At 38.5% G+C, this 15,319-nt stretch carries 8 protein-coding genes; all 8 read right to left on the bottom strand.

The genetic code is table 11. From position 1 onward, the window contains the following. Positions 1-98 precede the first annotated feature (98 nt). Positions 99-4,058 (bottom strand): Por secretion system protein, encoded by a 3,960-nt coding sequence (locus tag ACESQI_RS08930; RefSeq protein ID WP_373125838.1) that lies wholly within the window; start codon positions 4,056-4,058, stop codon positions 99-101. 101 nt (positions 4,059-4,159) lie between these two features. Next, a complete protein-coding gene (locus ACESQI_RS08925; RefSeq protein ID WP_373125836.1) occupies positions 4,160-6,013 on the bottom strand; it encodes a T9SS type A sorting domain-containing protein in 1,854 nt (617 codons plus the stop codon). Positions 6,014-6,032: 19 nt separating this feature from the next. Beyond that, entirely contained in the window at positions 6,033-7,316 is a 1,284-nt protein-coding gene (locus tag ACESQI_RS08920) for a DUF4302 domain-containing protein (protein ID WP_002558303.1), read from the bottom strand. Next, positions 7,309-8,208, bottom strand: coding sequence for a putative zinc-binding metallopeptidase (locus ACESQI_RS08915; RefSeq protein ID WP_002558302.1), 900 nt, complete (start codon positions 8,206-8,208; stop codon positions 7,309-7,311). Before ACESQI_RS08915 ends, ACESQI_RS08920 begins: the two co-directional genes overlap by 8 nt. A gap of 24 nt (positions 8,209-8,232) precedes the next feature. Beyond that, the gene (locus tag ACESQI_RS08910; protein WP_226812679.1) at positions 8,233-9,762 is read right to left on the bottom strand and encodes a RagB/SusD family nutrient uptake outer membrane protein; all 1,530 of its coding nucleotides are present in this window, start codon (positions 9,760-9,762) and stop codon (positions 8,233-8,235) included. 16 nt (positions 9,763-9,778) lie between these two features. Then, complete coding sequence (locus ACESQI_RS08905; RefSeq protein ID WP_373125835.1) at positions 9,779-13,390, bottom strand: SusC/RagA family TonB-linked outer membrane protein; 3,612 nt, start codon at positions 13,388-13,390, stop codon at positions 9,779-9,781. A gap of 23 nt (positions 13,391-13,413) precedes the next feature. After that, positions 13,414-14,520: a FecR family protein gene (locus tag ACESQI_RS08900; RefSeq protein ID WP_002558299.1), complete on the bottom strand. Its 1,107-nt coding sequence runs from the start codon at positions 14,518-14,520 to the stop codon at positions 13,414-13,416. A 124-nt stretch (positions 14,521-14,644) separates the two neighbouring features. Beyond that, positions 14,645-15,256: an RNA polymerase sigma-70 factor gene (locus ACESQI_RS08895; RefSeq protein WP_373125832.1), complete on the bottom strand. Its 612-nt coding sequence runs from the start codon at positions 15,254-15,256 to the stop codon at positions 14,645-14,647. Positions 15,257-15,319 lie beyond the last annotated feature (63 nt).

The raw sequence follows: 15,319 nt of genomic DNA, 5'->3' as shown, positions 1-15,319 counted from the left end.
AACGATGTCTGTCAAATGACTTCTACATAAAAAATAGCGCCCCATATAATTTAGTACTAAATTATATGGGGTGCCTAAAAAGGATTCTTTCTTTTCTGTTACTGAATAGCTATCTTATAAGTACTAATTGTATTGTCTTTTGTTCGGATACATACAATGTATATACCTGTTGAGCCTACAGCTACTTCAATGCTCTGATTAGCTTCACCATTTGCTATGACTTGTCCGGTAGAAGTGAGTACGGAGTAAGTACAATCTTCTGTAGGGATAATTGTAATATTGGTATCAGTAGCATAAATTCGGGCTATATTCTCATTCGTTTTTTCCAGTCCTGTTCCTTGTGTTATTACACAGGAAGTTGTCTGATAGGGTTCATTGTAATCTGTATAATCAGGATATGCTTTGGAAGAGATAACACAGTAGATTGCACCATCTGGTATGGTATTGAAACGGAATTTACATCCTTCTGTTACCGTGTAGTCTTTTCCTGCACTAAGTTTTTCACCCGTACTGGCAAGATACCATTCAAAAGTAGGATAGACCCCATTTGGGAAGTATGAATCGGCCAATCCTTTCTTTTTCACATACCAGTCCGAAAAATCAATTGTTTCATCAGTCTTATAACTGCTTGCCAATTCATATTTCATCACTTTATCTTTCTGATATATATATGACATTTTTATCTTCTCACCTTCGGGAAAGTTTGGCATGATCATATAATTGTATGAGCAGTCGATTTCCAGAATCTGATTCAGACTTTCGGGAACCAGTATCTTTGTCAACTCGTTATATGAGCAATCCAGATACGTCAGGTTGATATAAGAACTTATATCCAGTGTTTTTAAGCCATTTTCTTTACATGTCAGAGAGGTCATGGTAGCTGCATTTTCCGGAAGAGTCGCTTCTTTTATTCCACTACAATTCAACATCTGTAGATTGGTGTATTCTTTCAGATTAATGCTGGCTAATGCTGTATATTCACAATTTAATTCTGTTAAAGCTGTTTTTACAGTCGGAAGAGTAAGGGTTACGAGTTTGGTATTGCTCTTACAGATTAATTTACTCAGCTTACTACATGTATTAACATCCAATTCTTCTAATGAAGAATTATTGGTGGCTTCTAATGAAGTTAAATTGGTATACTTACTCAAATCTATTGTCTTTGAGGATAGTTTTTTCAGGATGACAGTTTCTAAATTCTCTGTTTCGTCCGGCAGAACAATTGTGGCGGTACCGGATGGAGCATAATTCAGATTTTTCAGTCCTGACCAATCATGTATGTCCAGATTTCTTATATTACTGTTTTCAATAGTCAGACTGGTTATAGTTGCTATATTTTCAGGGTATGTTATTGTTGCGATTTTAGAACTTTCTTTTATAGAAAGTATTTCCAGTGCTGTACATCTGCTTAGATCAACTCCAGTGAGATAATCGCAGTAGGCTAAAGAGATTTCCTTTATTTTGGCTGCATCTGTATAAATCTTAATTATCTTTGTATCTGTAGGTGTACCTTGTATAGATGTTTTTGTTGAATTTATAACTTTATCAACCAGATTTCCATCTCCCCAGTCTATTTGAATGGTTGTATTATCTTCTGTTGCCCCAATAGAAAAGCCAATGCTCCTTTCATTGGATGTAGTGAGGCTGATAACCGGATCGGCTGCTTTCTCGATAATTACATCCGTAGTACGATAAGGAGAGTTATAATCCTGATAATCAGGATATGCCTTAGAAGCAATAACACAATAGGTATTACCTTCAGGGACTGTATTGAACCGGAATTTTGCAGGTTCTGTCACAGAGTAATCTTTTCCTTCTTCCAGTGGTTCTTTGCTTCCATTTACATACCAGGTGAAGGTAGGATAAACTCCTTCCGGGAAATAAGAGCCTTTGATACCTTGTTTAAGAACATAAAGCTCGGATAGGTCTATTATATCATTTGTGGTATATCTTTCACTTAGAGTGTATTGTGAAACTTTCTCTCTCTGGTCCATATAGGTCAAATCGATCTTCTCACCTTCCGGGAAATTGGGTAAAAACAGATAGTTGTAAGAACAGTCGATATTGATATCCTGGTTCGGATTCCCGGGAACTTTTATCTCTGTCAGTTCGTTATATGAACAATCCAGATACGTCAGGTTGGTACATGAACTTATATCCAGTACTTTCAGGCCATTTTCTTTGCAAGTCAATGAAGTCAAAGTAGACGGATCTTCGGGGAGGATTGTCTCTTTGATCCCGCTACAATTTAATACCTGCAATTTGCTATATTCTTTTAAGTCTATGGCTGTTAATGCAGTATATTCACAATCCAGTTCTGTTAAAGTTGTTTTGATTTCCGGTAGAATAAGAGTCGCCAGTTTGGTATCTCTTTTGCAAATTAGTTTTGTTAACTTGCTGCATTTACCCACATCCAGTGTTTCCAATGCAGAGTGAGAGGTTACTTCAAGAGAAGCCAGATTGACATATTTGTTTAAATCTATAGCTTTTAATGATAACTTACTAAGAACGATACTTTCCAGGTTTTCGGCTTCGTCGGGTAATACAATAGTACTGATACCGTAAGGACTATATTTTAGATTTTTGAGGCCAGACCAATTATGTAAGTCTATATTTTTTATACTGCTATTGTCAATAGTGAGATTCTCCAGTGTGGTTATATCTTCCGGATAGGCAATGGAAGTAATTTTAGAGCTTTCCTTTATTGATAAGGTTTGCAAAGCTGTACATTTACTTAAATCGACGCCTGTGAGGTAATCACAATAAGCTAAAGAAACTTCCTTTATCTTAGCTGCATCTGCATAAATTTTAATATTTTTTGTTCCTGCAGGAGTACCCTGTATAGAAGTCTTTGCGGAGTTTATAACTTTATCAACGAGGTTTCCATCTCCCCAGTCTATCTGTATAGAAGTATTATCTTCAGTAGCTCCTAAGGAGAAACCAATAACTCTTTCATTGGATGTAGTTAAAATGATAGCCGGCTCAGCTGCTTTTTCAATAGTAGTATCGGTAGTCCGGTACGGAGAATTGTAATCCTGATAAGCCGGATAAGCTTTGGAGGCAATGACACAATAAACACTGTTTTCGGGAACTCTATTGAATTTGAATTTTCCAGGTTCAGTTGTTGTGTAATCCTTTCCTTCTTCCAAGGGATCGCTGTTTCCGTTTGTATACCAAGTGAAGGTGGGATAAACTCCATCTGTAAAATAGGAACCGCTAATTCCTTTTTTAGAAACGTAAAATTCAGACAGGTCAATGATGTCATTTGTTGTATAACTTTCATTCAAAGTGTATTGTGATACTTTTTCCCGCTGGTCCATATAGTATAAAGTGATGTTTTCACCTTCTGGAAAATTAGGCATGATCATGTAATTGTATGAACAGTCTACAGACAGATTTTTATCCGAATTGGGAGTTTGGATAGAGGTAAGAAAGTTATAAGTACAATCCAGATTTGTCAGATTGGTATATTTACTGATATCCAATGTCGTCAGACCACATTGTTGCAGCGTTAAGTCATTCAGAATATCTGTATTTTCCGGAAGTACCAATGTTTTTAGTGTTGCATCTGCATTGGATAGGGCAAGTGTTTTAAGTTTTGCACATTTACTTGCGTCAAAAGAAGCCAGATTGAGATATCTACAGTTGATCTTTGTCAATTGATTCTCTGTAGAGGAAGGGAGAATAATTTCAGTTACACCTTGGCAACTTGAACAGGACAGTTCTGTTAATGCCAAACATTTACTGAAATCAAGCACTTTTAGAAGTTTATTGGAAGAGATTTCAATCTTTTTCAGCTTATTGGCATCTCCGTATACGTTGACTGAAGTACCCGAAGCGGAACCATTGACTGCTGTTCCGGTTGTTTTAACCGTTTGTTCTATTGCTCCCTCACCAAAGTCTACCTGGAAAACTGTTTCTTCAGTTGCATACAGTTTAAAACTGATTTTACCGGCAGTACAAGTCATGTTGATAATAGGTTCATCTTCATTTTTCTCCGCCCATACGCCAATGACTATCAGTGACATAAGACAGGTAATAAGTAGTCGTTTTTTCATATCTTCCGATGTGTATTAGTGAATAAATATTGTCCGGGACGTCAAATACGGGATTTTACGCCCGGACAATTGTTAAGAATAAAGTAAAGAGAGAGAGAGTTTTATTTTTTGATGACTTTTATAGAAGCATTGATAGAGTCGCCTCCAACTCTTATCAGGTAAATGCCTTCGGCCCAGTTTGCCCCCGTAACAGTTATATTAGCTTCATTTGTAGTTTTCTCATAAACGGTTTGTCCGTTAGCATTGAATACACGAATTAATTTCGATGTATTATCTCCGGTTTTTATGTTGAAGTCAGAGTGGAATACCGTTGGATAAACGCTGATCTTATTGTCTTCTACCTTGTTGATAGAAGTTCCTTTTACCTGATGGAAAGTCATTTCCGGTGATAGATAGAAAGAGAATCCGGTTTTATCAATCTCGTTAAACGGCCAGGGAAGATCAGGTACACAATACCATCCTCCGTTAAGATTCAACTCTGCGGCTCCTGCTGCATGAATCCGGACATAAGCAGAAGCAACTTTATCTGCTCTGTACACATCACAAACCAAAGCTAATTTGGTAGTTGCGTCCGGTACGATAGATTCGTCCAGTTCTATAGATAAATAGAATGTTCCTTTGACTTTTATAGGAGTTGCAAATTTAATTTTTCTGATGACATCTTCGTAGTCTACAGAAGTGGTACCGAAAGCACCGCTCATTGTTGTAACATATTCTCCAAATACATTATCCGGATCCGGTGCTCCCCATTTCTCTCCATATAATCTGACTTTTACAGGTTTACCTTTGTTAGTGGTAGCTGCTTTATATACATACAATCTGAAATGAACGGCACTGACGGTTGCTTCAGCGTCAGCAGGCAGTTCAAATCTTTCAGCAAAGGTGGTATAATATCTGTTTATGCCACTAACGTAGTCATTTGAACCAGGAACATCTGTTTCCGGCATGAACAGTCCATCGTACATATCAGAACTGTTAGCAACAATGTCTGTAACATCCTCTTCTCCTAAAATACCTACATTTACAATGTCTGAGAATGAATCAGTGGATTTAGAGTTTGTTACAGTCAACAGAGGTTTGTAATCTCCACTCTCCGAATAGGTTACAACCGGACTTTCTTCGGTAGTAGTAGCCGGATTCCCGAATGTGTTCCATTGGTAATCAGTTGCATATTTTGATTGATTAATGAATGAAATGGGTTGTTCCGGATATACATAGCGCAGACGCTCTTTTATGTGATTAGCATGAGTTGACCAAAGGCCGCCGTATGCAACGTATTTAGCTACAGCCGGAAAAGGATTTTCATTATCATAGACTTCAAAATTGTCTATTCCTACACCATTTGCAACGATCGTAGTAAAACCGATTCCAAAGTAATAGATACCATCGGTTTCAGGTATGAAATCAGCCTCTACTTTTTTCCATTCTTTGTACTTTATATTTTTTAAATCTACCAATGTGATACAATCAGCTTCCTTTGATTGTCCTTTACCAACAGTAAAGCGTAAGCTTTCGCTCTTATTGGCCGATTCAGAAAGCCCGGGAGCCAATAGCCAGAAACTGGCATGATAGATTCTTCCGGCTTTCATTTCAAATCCGGGAGTATATGCCCAGTTATTTTCTGTTGCAGAAGAATAGACACCCAGACAATTGGGTTCGGAATATATATTTTTCCAACCGTTGAAAGTTGTGATGGCAAAAGCATCTTTGTCACCTGTACAAACCCATCCTTCGGGGACAGTCCGAATCTCATAACTGTCAAAATCATTAGAATAGGGTAAAGTGCCTAATGTAGTGGCCCGCGTTGTTACTGTCCGGGAGTTTGTTACTTCCGGTGCACTTACTTTCTCCGTTTTATTTCTTTGTGGCTTGATTTGTTGGGCATTCACCTGTGAACAAGCAAAAGAGATGAATAAAACCATCTGAATAAAAATGTAAAAACTCTTTCTTTTCATATTCGTAATTTTTATGTGGTTATTTAATGTATCTGATTGTTTTGAACCAAACGACGTCGGGATTATCGTTTCTTCTGAATGTGATTTCACTTGGACTTTTCAGGTTGTTATAAGTCATGTTGTATGGTTCGTCATCACTCATGTATCCTAGAATCATTTTGAAATATTCCATATAAAAGTATCTGGCGAAATCATCTCCTCCTCCGGCGAAAATTATTTTCACCTGGTCGGCATCTTTTATCGGAACGAAGTCCATATAAAAATTAGCACTATACAATTTTCTGTCATTAATTGAATAACTGTATATAGTAAATACCTGATAAGGACTTTGTAAAGAGGCCTGTTGTAACTCTTCCGGACCTTGTCCATAAAGGTCTTTTTTCATGTTTTCGGCAGCAGTATTCCACATGGTAGTAAATCGGGGCCCCATCTGTTTCGTGTCAAAGAACCAGTTACCTTTTTTTGTTACAAATGCTTCTCCTAAAGGCATCTGTGTGATTTGTACATTGTCTGCTCCTTCGTCTGTACAAGTCAGGTGAGTTTTATCTTCCGAAGCAGTGAAATTCTGTATTGTTTTTCCTGCAATGGTTATAGGCTCTTTGAATTTGATGCCATCTGTAGTATAGATATAGGCCATTCCTTCGGCTGATGAGCTGACTCCTTCCGGCAGGTTGAAAGTCTGGTAACGTCCTATCTCTTCAGATTCTTCCATTTCAATAGTAGTACCATTTACATTCAAACGCATGGTGAATCCCGGGAAAGCTTCTATCATCTTATCCAGCTTACTACTGTAACTTTCCCATGTCATATCATTGGGCAGAGGGATCATTTGCATTTTAGTCCCATTCTTTTTTCCCTTTAACTCGATTTTGTCTTTGGCTACATTAAGAATGATGAATTCATAGTCACCCTCGTAACCAAGTCCATCTGGATTGGGATCGGAGAACTGGTGCAGTATGTGATTGTATGTATCAAAACTTAATATAGGGCCCATGTCTCCTTTTATCTGATACATACTTGTGGCTTGGTCACCCGGTGATTCCAGTATGGGCGACTCTGCAGTAATACTTACTTCTCCCTGTTTAGAGAAGACCATGTAGAAACGGAACCCTCCGTATTTGTTATCTTCGGGGTAATATTCAAAAATCCATCCGTTTTCCGATCCAGTCAGTATTTCTTTACACTGTTGCAACATTGCATTCATCCTGTTGGCAGAAGAACTGTCAAATATGTTTTTTTCATCTGAGCATGAAGTAATGCACAATGTAAACAAAGCAATGATAGTATAAGCTAATTTATTCATTGTATGCTATTTTTTCATTTAAAATTGAATCAATATCTCCGGAACGTCTGATGATAATGGTTCTTAATTCATCAATGTCAATATTCCACGCAGTCATTAGCCATTCTTTTACCATATCGAACTTGGTTTGTATTTTGGTAGCTCCCTCTGTTCCTGCATTTGCCAGCATGTTCTCCCAGAAACCATCCGGTTTAACAAGATAGTTGGCTATTACTTCTACGAAGTCTTCTTGTGGTTCCATACCTGCATAGGGGGTGACGAAACCAAGTTTCCAGGCTTGTTGTTCCGTTCTGTTTTGCCAGCCGGTAGAGGAGTAGTCGGCTGCAGATATTTGATTATATTCGGTAGGATAGTTCTTTTTCTGGTGTAGGATGTGAGCAAATTCATGATGCATTGTTTCAAAATAGTATTCATTCAACATCTCTACGTCTGTAGGATCTATGGCATTCACCTTATATAATATGACTTTGATACCAGCCTCTGCCGAACCTAATACTTCTGTAGAAGAAGAGGCATTGATGGCTGATGAGCCAACCAGCAGAATGACTTTGGGTGCATAAGTTCTCATGAAGTCTTTGTTTTTTCCGGTTTTGTCGAATATCTCATCATAAGATTCAAGCCACAGATACTTGATAATTTTTGCCAGCTTTTTTGACTTCTCCACTTCGGCCGGAATAAGATTGTATGACATGTCTGCTTCTATGTCTTCCATCCGGTATTTGAAATCAATATTATACTCTTTCACATAGTTTTGAAGCAACCAATTGTCAAATTCTGTGCGCTCACGAGGAGTTGTATCAAAAATACTTTCTCCGAACTTATCATCAGAGCAGGAAGATATCATCACTCCGGTTAAAAAGATTACTAATGTGTATAATAAAATCTTTTTCATATGTTTCTGTACATTTATTTATTATTATCTGGGATTAGGTTGCATACCGGCTCCGATTGCATCTGCAGGTAACTGCAATACTCTTCTGGGATCGTCTTTTGTCAAGATATCGTCAGCTTGCCCGGATATGTTGTGTTTGATTTCGATACCGAATCGTTTAATGTCAAACCACCTGAGGCCTTCATGTGCGGTTTCTATACGTCGGAAGTGCAAAAGACAGTACATAAAGTTTAGCTGTTTGTCACTCTCAATCTCAAACATTGGGTTTAACTCCGGACGCAATGCTTTATCTGCTGTTTTGTAATAGGCATTGATGTAATCTTCAGTCAGTGGTTTTACCCCTTTTATAGTGTGTGAATCATACCAGGAGATCAGATCTTTTGCTGCATTGGCATAATCTTTCATATGTATATATGCTTCTGCGCGGCAAAGAAGCGTTTCATCAGTAGTGAAAACCGTATTTACAATGTTCAGATATCCTATGCCGGATATGACATCCGTATACTCAATAAATCCATAGAGTTTGGGATAGTAGGATGTCTGATCGCCTCCATATATCTTATTGGCATGATAAAGATATTCCGGAGTTACCCAGGGACCTAAGCTCCAGTAGGTTTCCTGCAGTTTGGCTGTATTCATTGCATATCTGCAATATTTAGAGCTCCAGTGGTTGTAATTCCACATAGATGTAGCGGGCATTAACAGGAGATTACATGGTAATTCAGCTTTTACATAAGCAATACCACAATCTTTTGCAGCGGCAATGCTCTGGTATTGCGTAAGGTTACGGAGTACTTTTGCCGGATTGTCTCCAATGGCCTTTGTGGCATATTTGGCAGCTTTGTCATAATTGCCGTAATATAGGTTGAATCGTGCGGCAAAAGCATAAGCTGCTTTCTGATTAAAATGATATTTGATAACAGTACTTTTGTACTTTGTGTCGTCAATAAGTGGCAGGCCTTCTTCTATATCACGATTTATCTTTTCATATACTTCCGCAACAGTACCTCTTTCGTATTTTCCGGATACTATTTTTTCCGGTTTTTCTACGTAAGGTACTCCCAGGTCTGCACCGCTTGTTTGTGGATTATATGCTTTACAAAAGACGTTAGCCAGAATGAAGTGTGAGTAAGCACGACAGATAAGAGCCTCTCCTTTGGCGGCCAGTTCTGTTTCATTATCTCCTTCGGAGGTATTGAGGTATTCCAGTGCATGATTGGCAGCAGCTATTGCTTTATAGTACTCATTCCAGATAAATTGTGGGGTATCTTGCTGGTTATCTGTAAAATCCTGCCATTTGTAGCTTTCTTCCACACTTTTATTGTAAGAGATATAGAGCGGACCGTTATCTGCAACATTATCAGACATTAATTCTGTAATTTGTACGTAAGTACCGGTAGAATAGGCTGAGACGAGTAGTTGCAGTACTTTCTCGTTATTGTCGAGCTCGGTTCTGTTATCCGGCATTTTATCCAGAAAACCGTCACAAGAGGATATCATCAGGAGCATTGCTGTGGCTCCAAACCATGTTGAGTATTTATTTTTATATTTCATATTCATTGCAGTCTTTTTATAATCCAAGTCTTAAAGTTAAAGTGAACTGTTTGGGTACGGGAGAAGCAACTCCTCCGGAGCGGAAGAATTCCGGATCCTGTCCGTTTAATTTAGAATCCGAATAAATCAGAAACAGGTTTGTAGCTTGTAATTTAAGTTGTAGATTGTTCAGCTTGAACTGTTTGATCCAGGTTGGATTGAAGTCATATGACAAAGAGATTTCTTTCATTCGGATAAAATCACCTTTTGCTACACGAACATCCGAATAGTTGTATGCATTATAGGCATATTTCAGATTTGGAATGTCTTTCACCTGGCGGGTATGAGCTATAACGGGTATGTTGGTATAGGCTTCATCTCCCGGTACAGTCCATCTGTTCCTGAATTCTTTGGGCATAGCGTCCAGATCGGAGTACTCGCTTTTGAATACAGGGTCAAGACGAACTACATTTCCAAAAGAATAAGTCATGAAAACATTCAATTTAAAATTTTTATACGAAAAGATATTTCCGAAACTTCCAGTAATAGTCGGGTCGGTAGGACCTTCATATTTCAGAAAATCTTTCTTTAAGGCTTCCTGGAAGTTGATATCTGTAATTGTGACCTCTCCGTCTTCGTTGATAAAAGTTGGGAGTCCATCTTCATTCAGGCCCTGGAACGGAATGGAAAATAATGCACGTACGGGGTACCCTTTTTCTGCAAATCCCATACCGGAGATAAGACTCATTACACGTGCTTTCGAATCCAGTTCGGTTATTTCATTCTTTGATTTTGAGAAGATGAAATCCGTAGTCCACTGAAAATCTTTGGTACGTATATTTTTTGTTGATAAAGTAAATTCCACTCCGCTTGATTTCATGGAAGCTACATTGGCATACTTAGTGCCCTGTCCGCCGCCGCCTTGAGTGTTGATAAGCCCTATTAAGTCATAATTATTGCGGGTATAATAATCCAGGCTCAGATTAATTCTGTTGTCAATGAAGCCAAAGTCGGCGCCCACATTAAACTCATGTTTCTTTTCGTAAGTCAATTCACTGTTTTCCAGATCTTCTATTTGCAAACCTGATTCTTTCACACCTGCAAAAGGACGAAAGGGGGAGTAGTTACGATATACAACGCGGGAATTGGTGACAAAAGCGGGTCCTCTGTCGGCTGTAAGACTATAGGATGCTTTCAATGTAAAATGAGATAGAGCCGGAGTAAGCTTCTCAAAGAATTCTTCTTCGTGCATATTCCATGCAGCAGCCACATTCCATGTGGGTAGCCAGCGGGCCGAACGGGCTTTACCCAGTCTGTTGGAGCCCTCATAGCGGATTGTTCCGGTAGCTGTATATTTCCCCATATATGAATAGGTTCCCATCCCGAAAAAAGCAAGGTTGCGTGAATAGGTCAAATCGTTGTAGTAATACTGGTTATTCTGTTCTATTCCTTGCTTAAATATCAGATAATCATAAAAGGGTATACCTCCTTTTTCGTATTGATATCCCCATCCTCTTGACCAGTATTGGGTCCGGTCGGCTGAATTGGCTTCTGTTCCGGCAAACAGATTCATGATATGTTTGTCTTTGAAACTTGTATTGTAGCTTAAACTGGCTCTGAAATCATAGCCCAATAATTTATACTCGTTTTTATCGAATATGCCTCCTTCCGGCAAAACGACCACTGGCAAAGAATTGGGGATATCCGGATTTTTATATAATAGAGGGTTCCTATCACGTATAGTAGCATCCCCTGCTGCACGATATGCTTCCGGTTGGTTAGAATGCTCTTTTATCAGATGGTCCTGTGAAGTCATCTGATATTTTACGGCTCCTACTACATTAGCTTCGAGTCCTTTGATAATTTTCCAGTTTAGTTCACCCTGAAATTTAAGATCTACTACATCCAGGTCAATGTAGTTTTTATCTAATTCATTCAGGATGTTGAAAGGGGCATAATTTCTTGTATAATATACAAGTCCGTCGGCATCTTTCAATGCTAATGTTCTTGAAGTATTCAATGCGTAGCTATACGGGTTGATGTCAAAATCCCGTCTTACTTCTCCGCTTACTACATCTATCTCCTGGCTTAATGTTCCGGGAGCTTTTTGTTTTCTGTATGATCCATTGGATAATAATGTCAACGTCAGGTTGTCAGAGAGATTGAAAGAAGCATTTGCATTGGCTGTATATCTCTTGACCGAACTGGCTTTTGTCCATCCCGGATCATTGTAAATACTGATTGATCCGTAGTATTTAGCTTTCTCCGTACCAGAACTGATACTTATTGAGTGGTTCATGGTAATGTTATTGTTGAACAATTCATCAAACCAGTTTGTATTTCTCATTTCGGCCATTTGAAGGTAGGCAGCCTGTGCTTCCGGAGTATTCACTAATCCCCACGATTGATTTTGTGGATTATAGGAATTAATGAGCTGATACATTTTTCCATATACTCCACTGTTGGAAGCTCTGTAAGTATCGGAGAAAATCAACCAGCCTTTTTCTGCCATTTCATTATAAACACCCATTTGTTCTTGGGACCCCATTATGTTGAAATTGTCATAATTGGGCTTTAATCGGGAGGTAAATTCTCCCGTATAATTAATGCGGCTGACACCGGCTTGCCCTCTTTTGGTAGTAATAACCACAACACCTGCCATTGCTCTGGCACCATATATTGAAGTAGCCGATCCGTCTTTCAAAATTTGAAAGCTTTCAATATCATCGGCACTTAGTCCGGCTATTGCCGAACTTATAAGGGTTACAGCATCACCGGAAGATAAATCGTCGGCATCAATTTCTACGGCATCTTCCATAACCACTCCGTCAACGACCCATAAAGGTTTTGAACTACCATAAATAGAAGTGGCACCACGGACACGTATTTTCGGGGCTGTACCAAATGTTCCGGATACATTTTGTACAGATACTCCGGCGGAACGTCCTTCCAAAGCACGGCTTACGTCCGGTATACCGTCCAAACGTGCGTCTTCTGCTTTAAGCCTGTCGGTTGCACCGGTAAACAAACGTTTATCCACTTTAGTCATACCCGTTACAACGACCTCTTCCAGCATTTGGGAATCTGAACTAAGCGTAATTTTTATGTTGCCCTCTTTTATAGGTAACTCTTTAGTTTCCATTCCAATGTAAGAAACAATCAGGGTTTTTGCTTTTTCGGGAATACTTATCTGAAAATGTCCGTCGAGGTCGGTTACCGTACCTACTGTCGCATCTTCTTTGAACCTGACGCTTACCCCCGGCAGACTCTCTCCCATATCATCTACTACTGTACCTGATATTTGTTTGTTTTTCCCTTTCTCAGAATTTTGCCGGGGCTTGAATATCTGAATGTATTTATCTTTTATTTCATAATTCAAAGCTTGCCCTTTCAGGATAATGTTTAACGCTTCGTTAATGGATTTATCCTGGAAATTGATCGTTATTTTTCGTCCCAGATCCACTTCACTCACATTAAACCATAACGAATAAGTAGTTTTTGCTTTTAGCTGTTCTAAAGCTTCTTTGACTGTTACATTTTTCAATTCAAGAGATATATTTTTCTCCTGAGCAGAAATGATTTGTGCACAGACCAGAAAACAGGTGATTAAAGCCATCTTTATGAGGGCTTTCCATTCTTTTACATACATCGGCGCTATTGTTAAAATTGTAATTAATTATTTCTTGATATGATTATTTCATCTCCATTGATTGTGTAGTGCAGGTTATTGTTAGCTGCCATAATATCGAGTATTTTCGTTATTGTTTCATCGTTTCGGAAATCACCATAGAAGCGTTCCGTACATAGTTGTTTGTCTTTTATTTCTATTTTGACATTGAATGCACGTTCAAGATCGCGTACAATCTGGCTTAAAGGTTCTTCATTGAAGAATAGTGTATTTCTTAATGTCACACTGGGAACCCGGATTGCTGCAGTGGGTTGTCCGGTTACATTGCTCGATATGGCATCCAGTATTTCCTGTTTGGGCTGTGTCCACATTGCGTAACTTTGAGCATCTACGCTTTTTACAGTTACACGATTCTCTTTCTTATTAATTACAGCCTGTTGGTTGGGGATAAGTAATATGTTCTTTGCTTGTCCTTCTATACTACCTACATTCAAGCTACCTTCAACCAAGGTAACCCGGGCACTTTCATCTTCGGCATATGATTTGAAGTTGAATTTGGTACCGAGTACTTTAATTTTCACTTTTCCGGAAAGAACACTGAATGGGAGAAGTTTATTTTTAGTAACTTCAAAATAGGCTTCGCCATCCAAAGAAACATTTCTATCAGATTGTCCGAAGCTCTCCTGATATGAGAGGCGGCTACCCGAATTTAACCAGACAGAAGTTCCGTCCGGCAAAGTTACTTTAGACTTGGAACCATAAGGTATCTCGATGGTTTGTGCCAGATGGGAAGAAGAGGGTGATGGAGAAAATACATAATAAGAGCCCACTCCTAATCCGAATGCGATAACAAATACAGCGGCATATTTCATCCATGGGTGAAGAGTGATAAAGTGTAGTTTGCTTTTCCGGGGTTTTTTCAATCCGGTCTTCTTTACAAAGTGCGTATATGCAGATTCTATATCCGATTTGAAGAAAAATCTGTTTCTGGATATACGCATGCTTTTGATTAAGAAATAGTATTCTTTGTATAGTTGCCTGTTTTCGGCACTACTTTCATACCATGCTCTCAAAACAGCTTCTTCTTCTTTTGAAATTCGTTTGGAGAACTGCTTGTCTATAAGATTAAAAACATCAATATTACTATTCATACTTGTCGCCTTTTATAAGTAGGACGACCGAAGAATTCAGTAGGGTAGTGAGAAATGATATATTTTCGATAAAAAGTTTATTTTTTATCGAAAAAGATATCACGAAGTCTGTCCGAATCGGATTTTATTGATTAAAGAGATAGAAATATAGGGCTGTAATAGCAAGAATGTAATCTTTCAACTCTTCTCTAAGCAGGCTGAGTGCTTTTTTTATGTGGTATTTTACGGTATTGACAGAAATATTTAGTTCGTCGGCAATCTCAGCATAGCTTTTGTCACCGTACCGGCTGAGTAAAAACACTTTTCTACATTCTTCCGGCATTTCCCGGATGATGTCTTCTATTTTATCTTCCAGCTCTGATAAAATAATTTGTTCAAACATTTCTTGATCCGGAATATAGCAACTCGATGAACCAATTTCGCTTTCAAAGCTGACTACTTCTGCTTCCCGGGAGTAACTACGTAAATAGTCGATACTCTTATTGTGTACAGAAGTTAGCAGATATGACTTTACAGATGTTGAAATATTCAGTAGTTCTCTTTTTTCCCAAATAGAGAGCATAACATCTTCCGCTATATTTTGGCTTAGGTGATAATCTTCCACATATTCATATGCAATGGAGCACATCAAGGCATAGTAATGGTCAAAAATGAATCTGAATGTATCATGATCTCCTTTTCTGATTCCATTAATGAGCTGTGCATCGTGTATGAAAATGTCTTTTTTATTATTCATCCGATCCGATATTCGTGTTATTCTATGAAATGTACGATTACTTTGCTGATACTATGTCAGTTG

Origin of the sequence: Bacteroides sp. HPS0048, from assembly GCF_964240755.1 — a bacterium.
GTDB lineage: Bacteria > Bacteroidota > Bacteroidia > Bacteroidales > Bacteroidaceae > Bacteroides > Bacteroides nordii.
Note: the sequence above shows the minus strand (reverse complement) of the source record. Positions and strands in the feature narration are given on the sequence as shown.

What these genes read in the sequence shown, in the direction of transcription:
- ACESQI_RS08930 (WP_373125838.1), bottom strand. Translation starts at nt 4,058, where the DNA reads ATGAAAAAACGACTACTTATTACCTGTCTTATGTCACTGATAGTCATT.
- ACESQI_RS08925 (WP_373125836.1), bottom strand. Translation starts at nt 6,013, where the DNA reads ATGAAAAGAAAGAGTTTTTACATTTTTATTCAGATGGTTTTATTCATC.
- ACESQI_RS08920 (WP_002558303.1), bottom strand. Translation starts at nt 7,316, where the DNA reads ATGAATAAATTAGCTTATACTATCATTGCTTTGTTTACATTGTGCATT.
- ACESQI_RS08915 (WP_002558302.1), bottom strand. Translation starts at nt 8,208, where the DNA reads ATGAAAAAGATTTTATTATACACATTAGTAATCTTTTTAACCGGAGTG.
- ACESQI_RS08910 (WP_226812679.1), bottom strand. Translation starts at nt 9,762, where the DNA reads ATGAAATATAAAAATAAATACTCAACATGGTTTGGAGCCACAGCAATG.
- ACESQI_RS08905 (WP_373125835.1), bottom strand. Translation starts at nt 13,390, where the DNA reads ATGTATGTAAAAGAATGGAAAGCCCTCATAAAGATGGCTTTAATCACC.
- ACESQI_RS08900 (WP_002558299.1), bottom strand. Translation starts at nt 14,520, where the DNA reads ATGAATAGTAATATTGATGTTTTTAATCTTATAGACAAGCAGTTCTCC.
- ACESQI_RS08895 (WP_373125832.1), bottom strand. Translation starts at nt 15,256, where the DNA reads ATGAATAATAAAAAAGACATTTTCATACACGATGCACAGCTCATTAAT.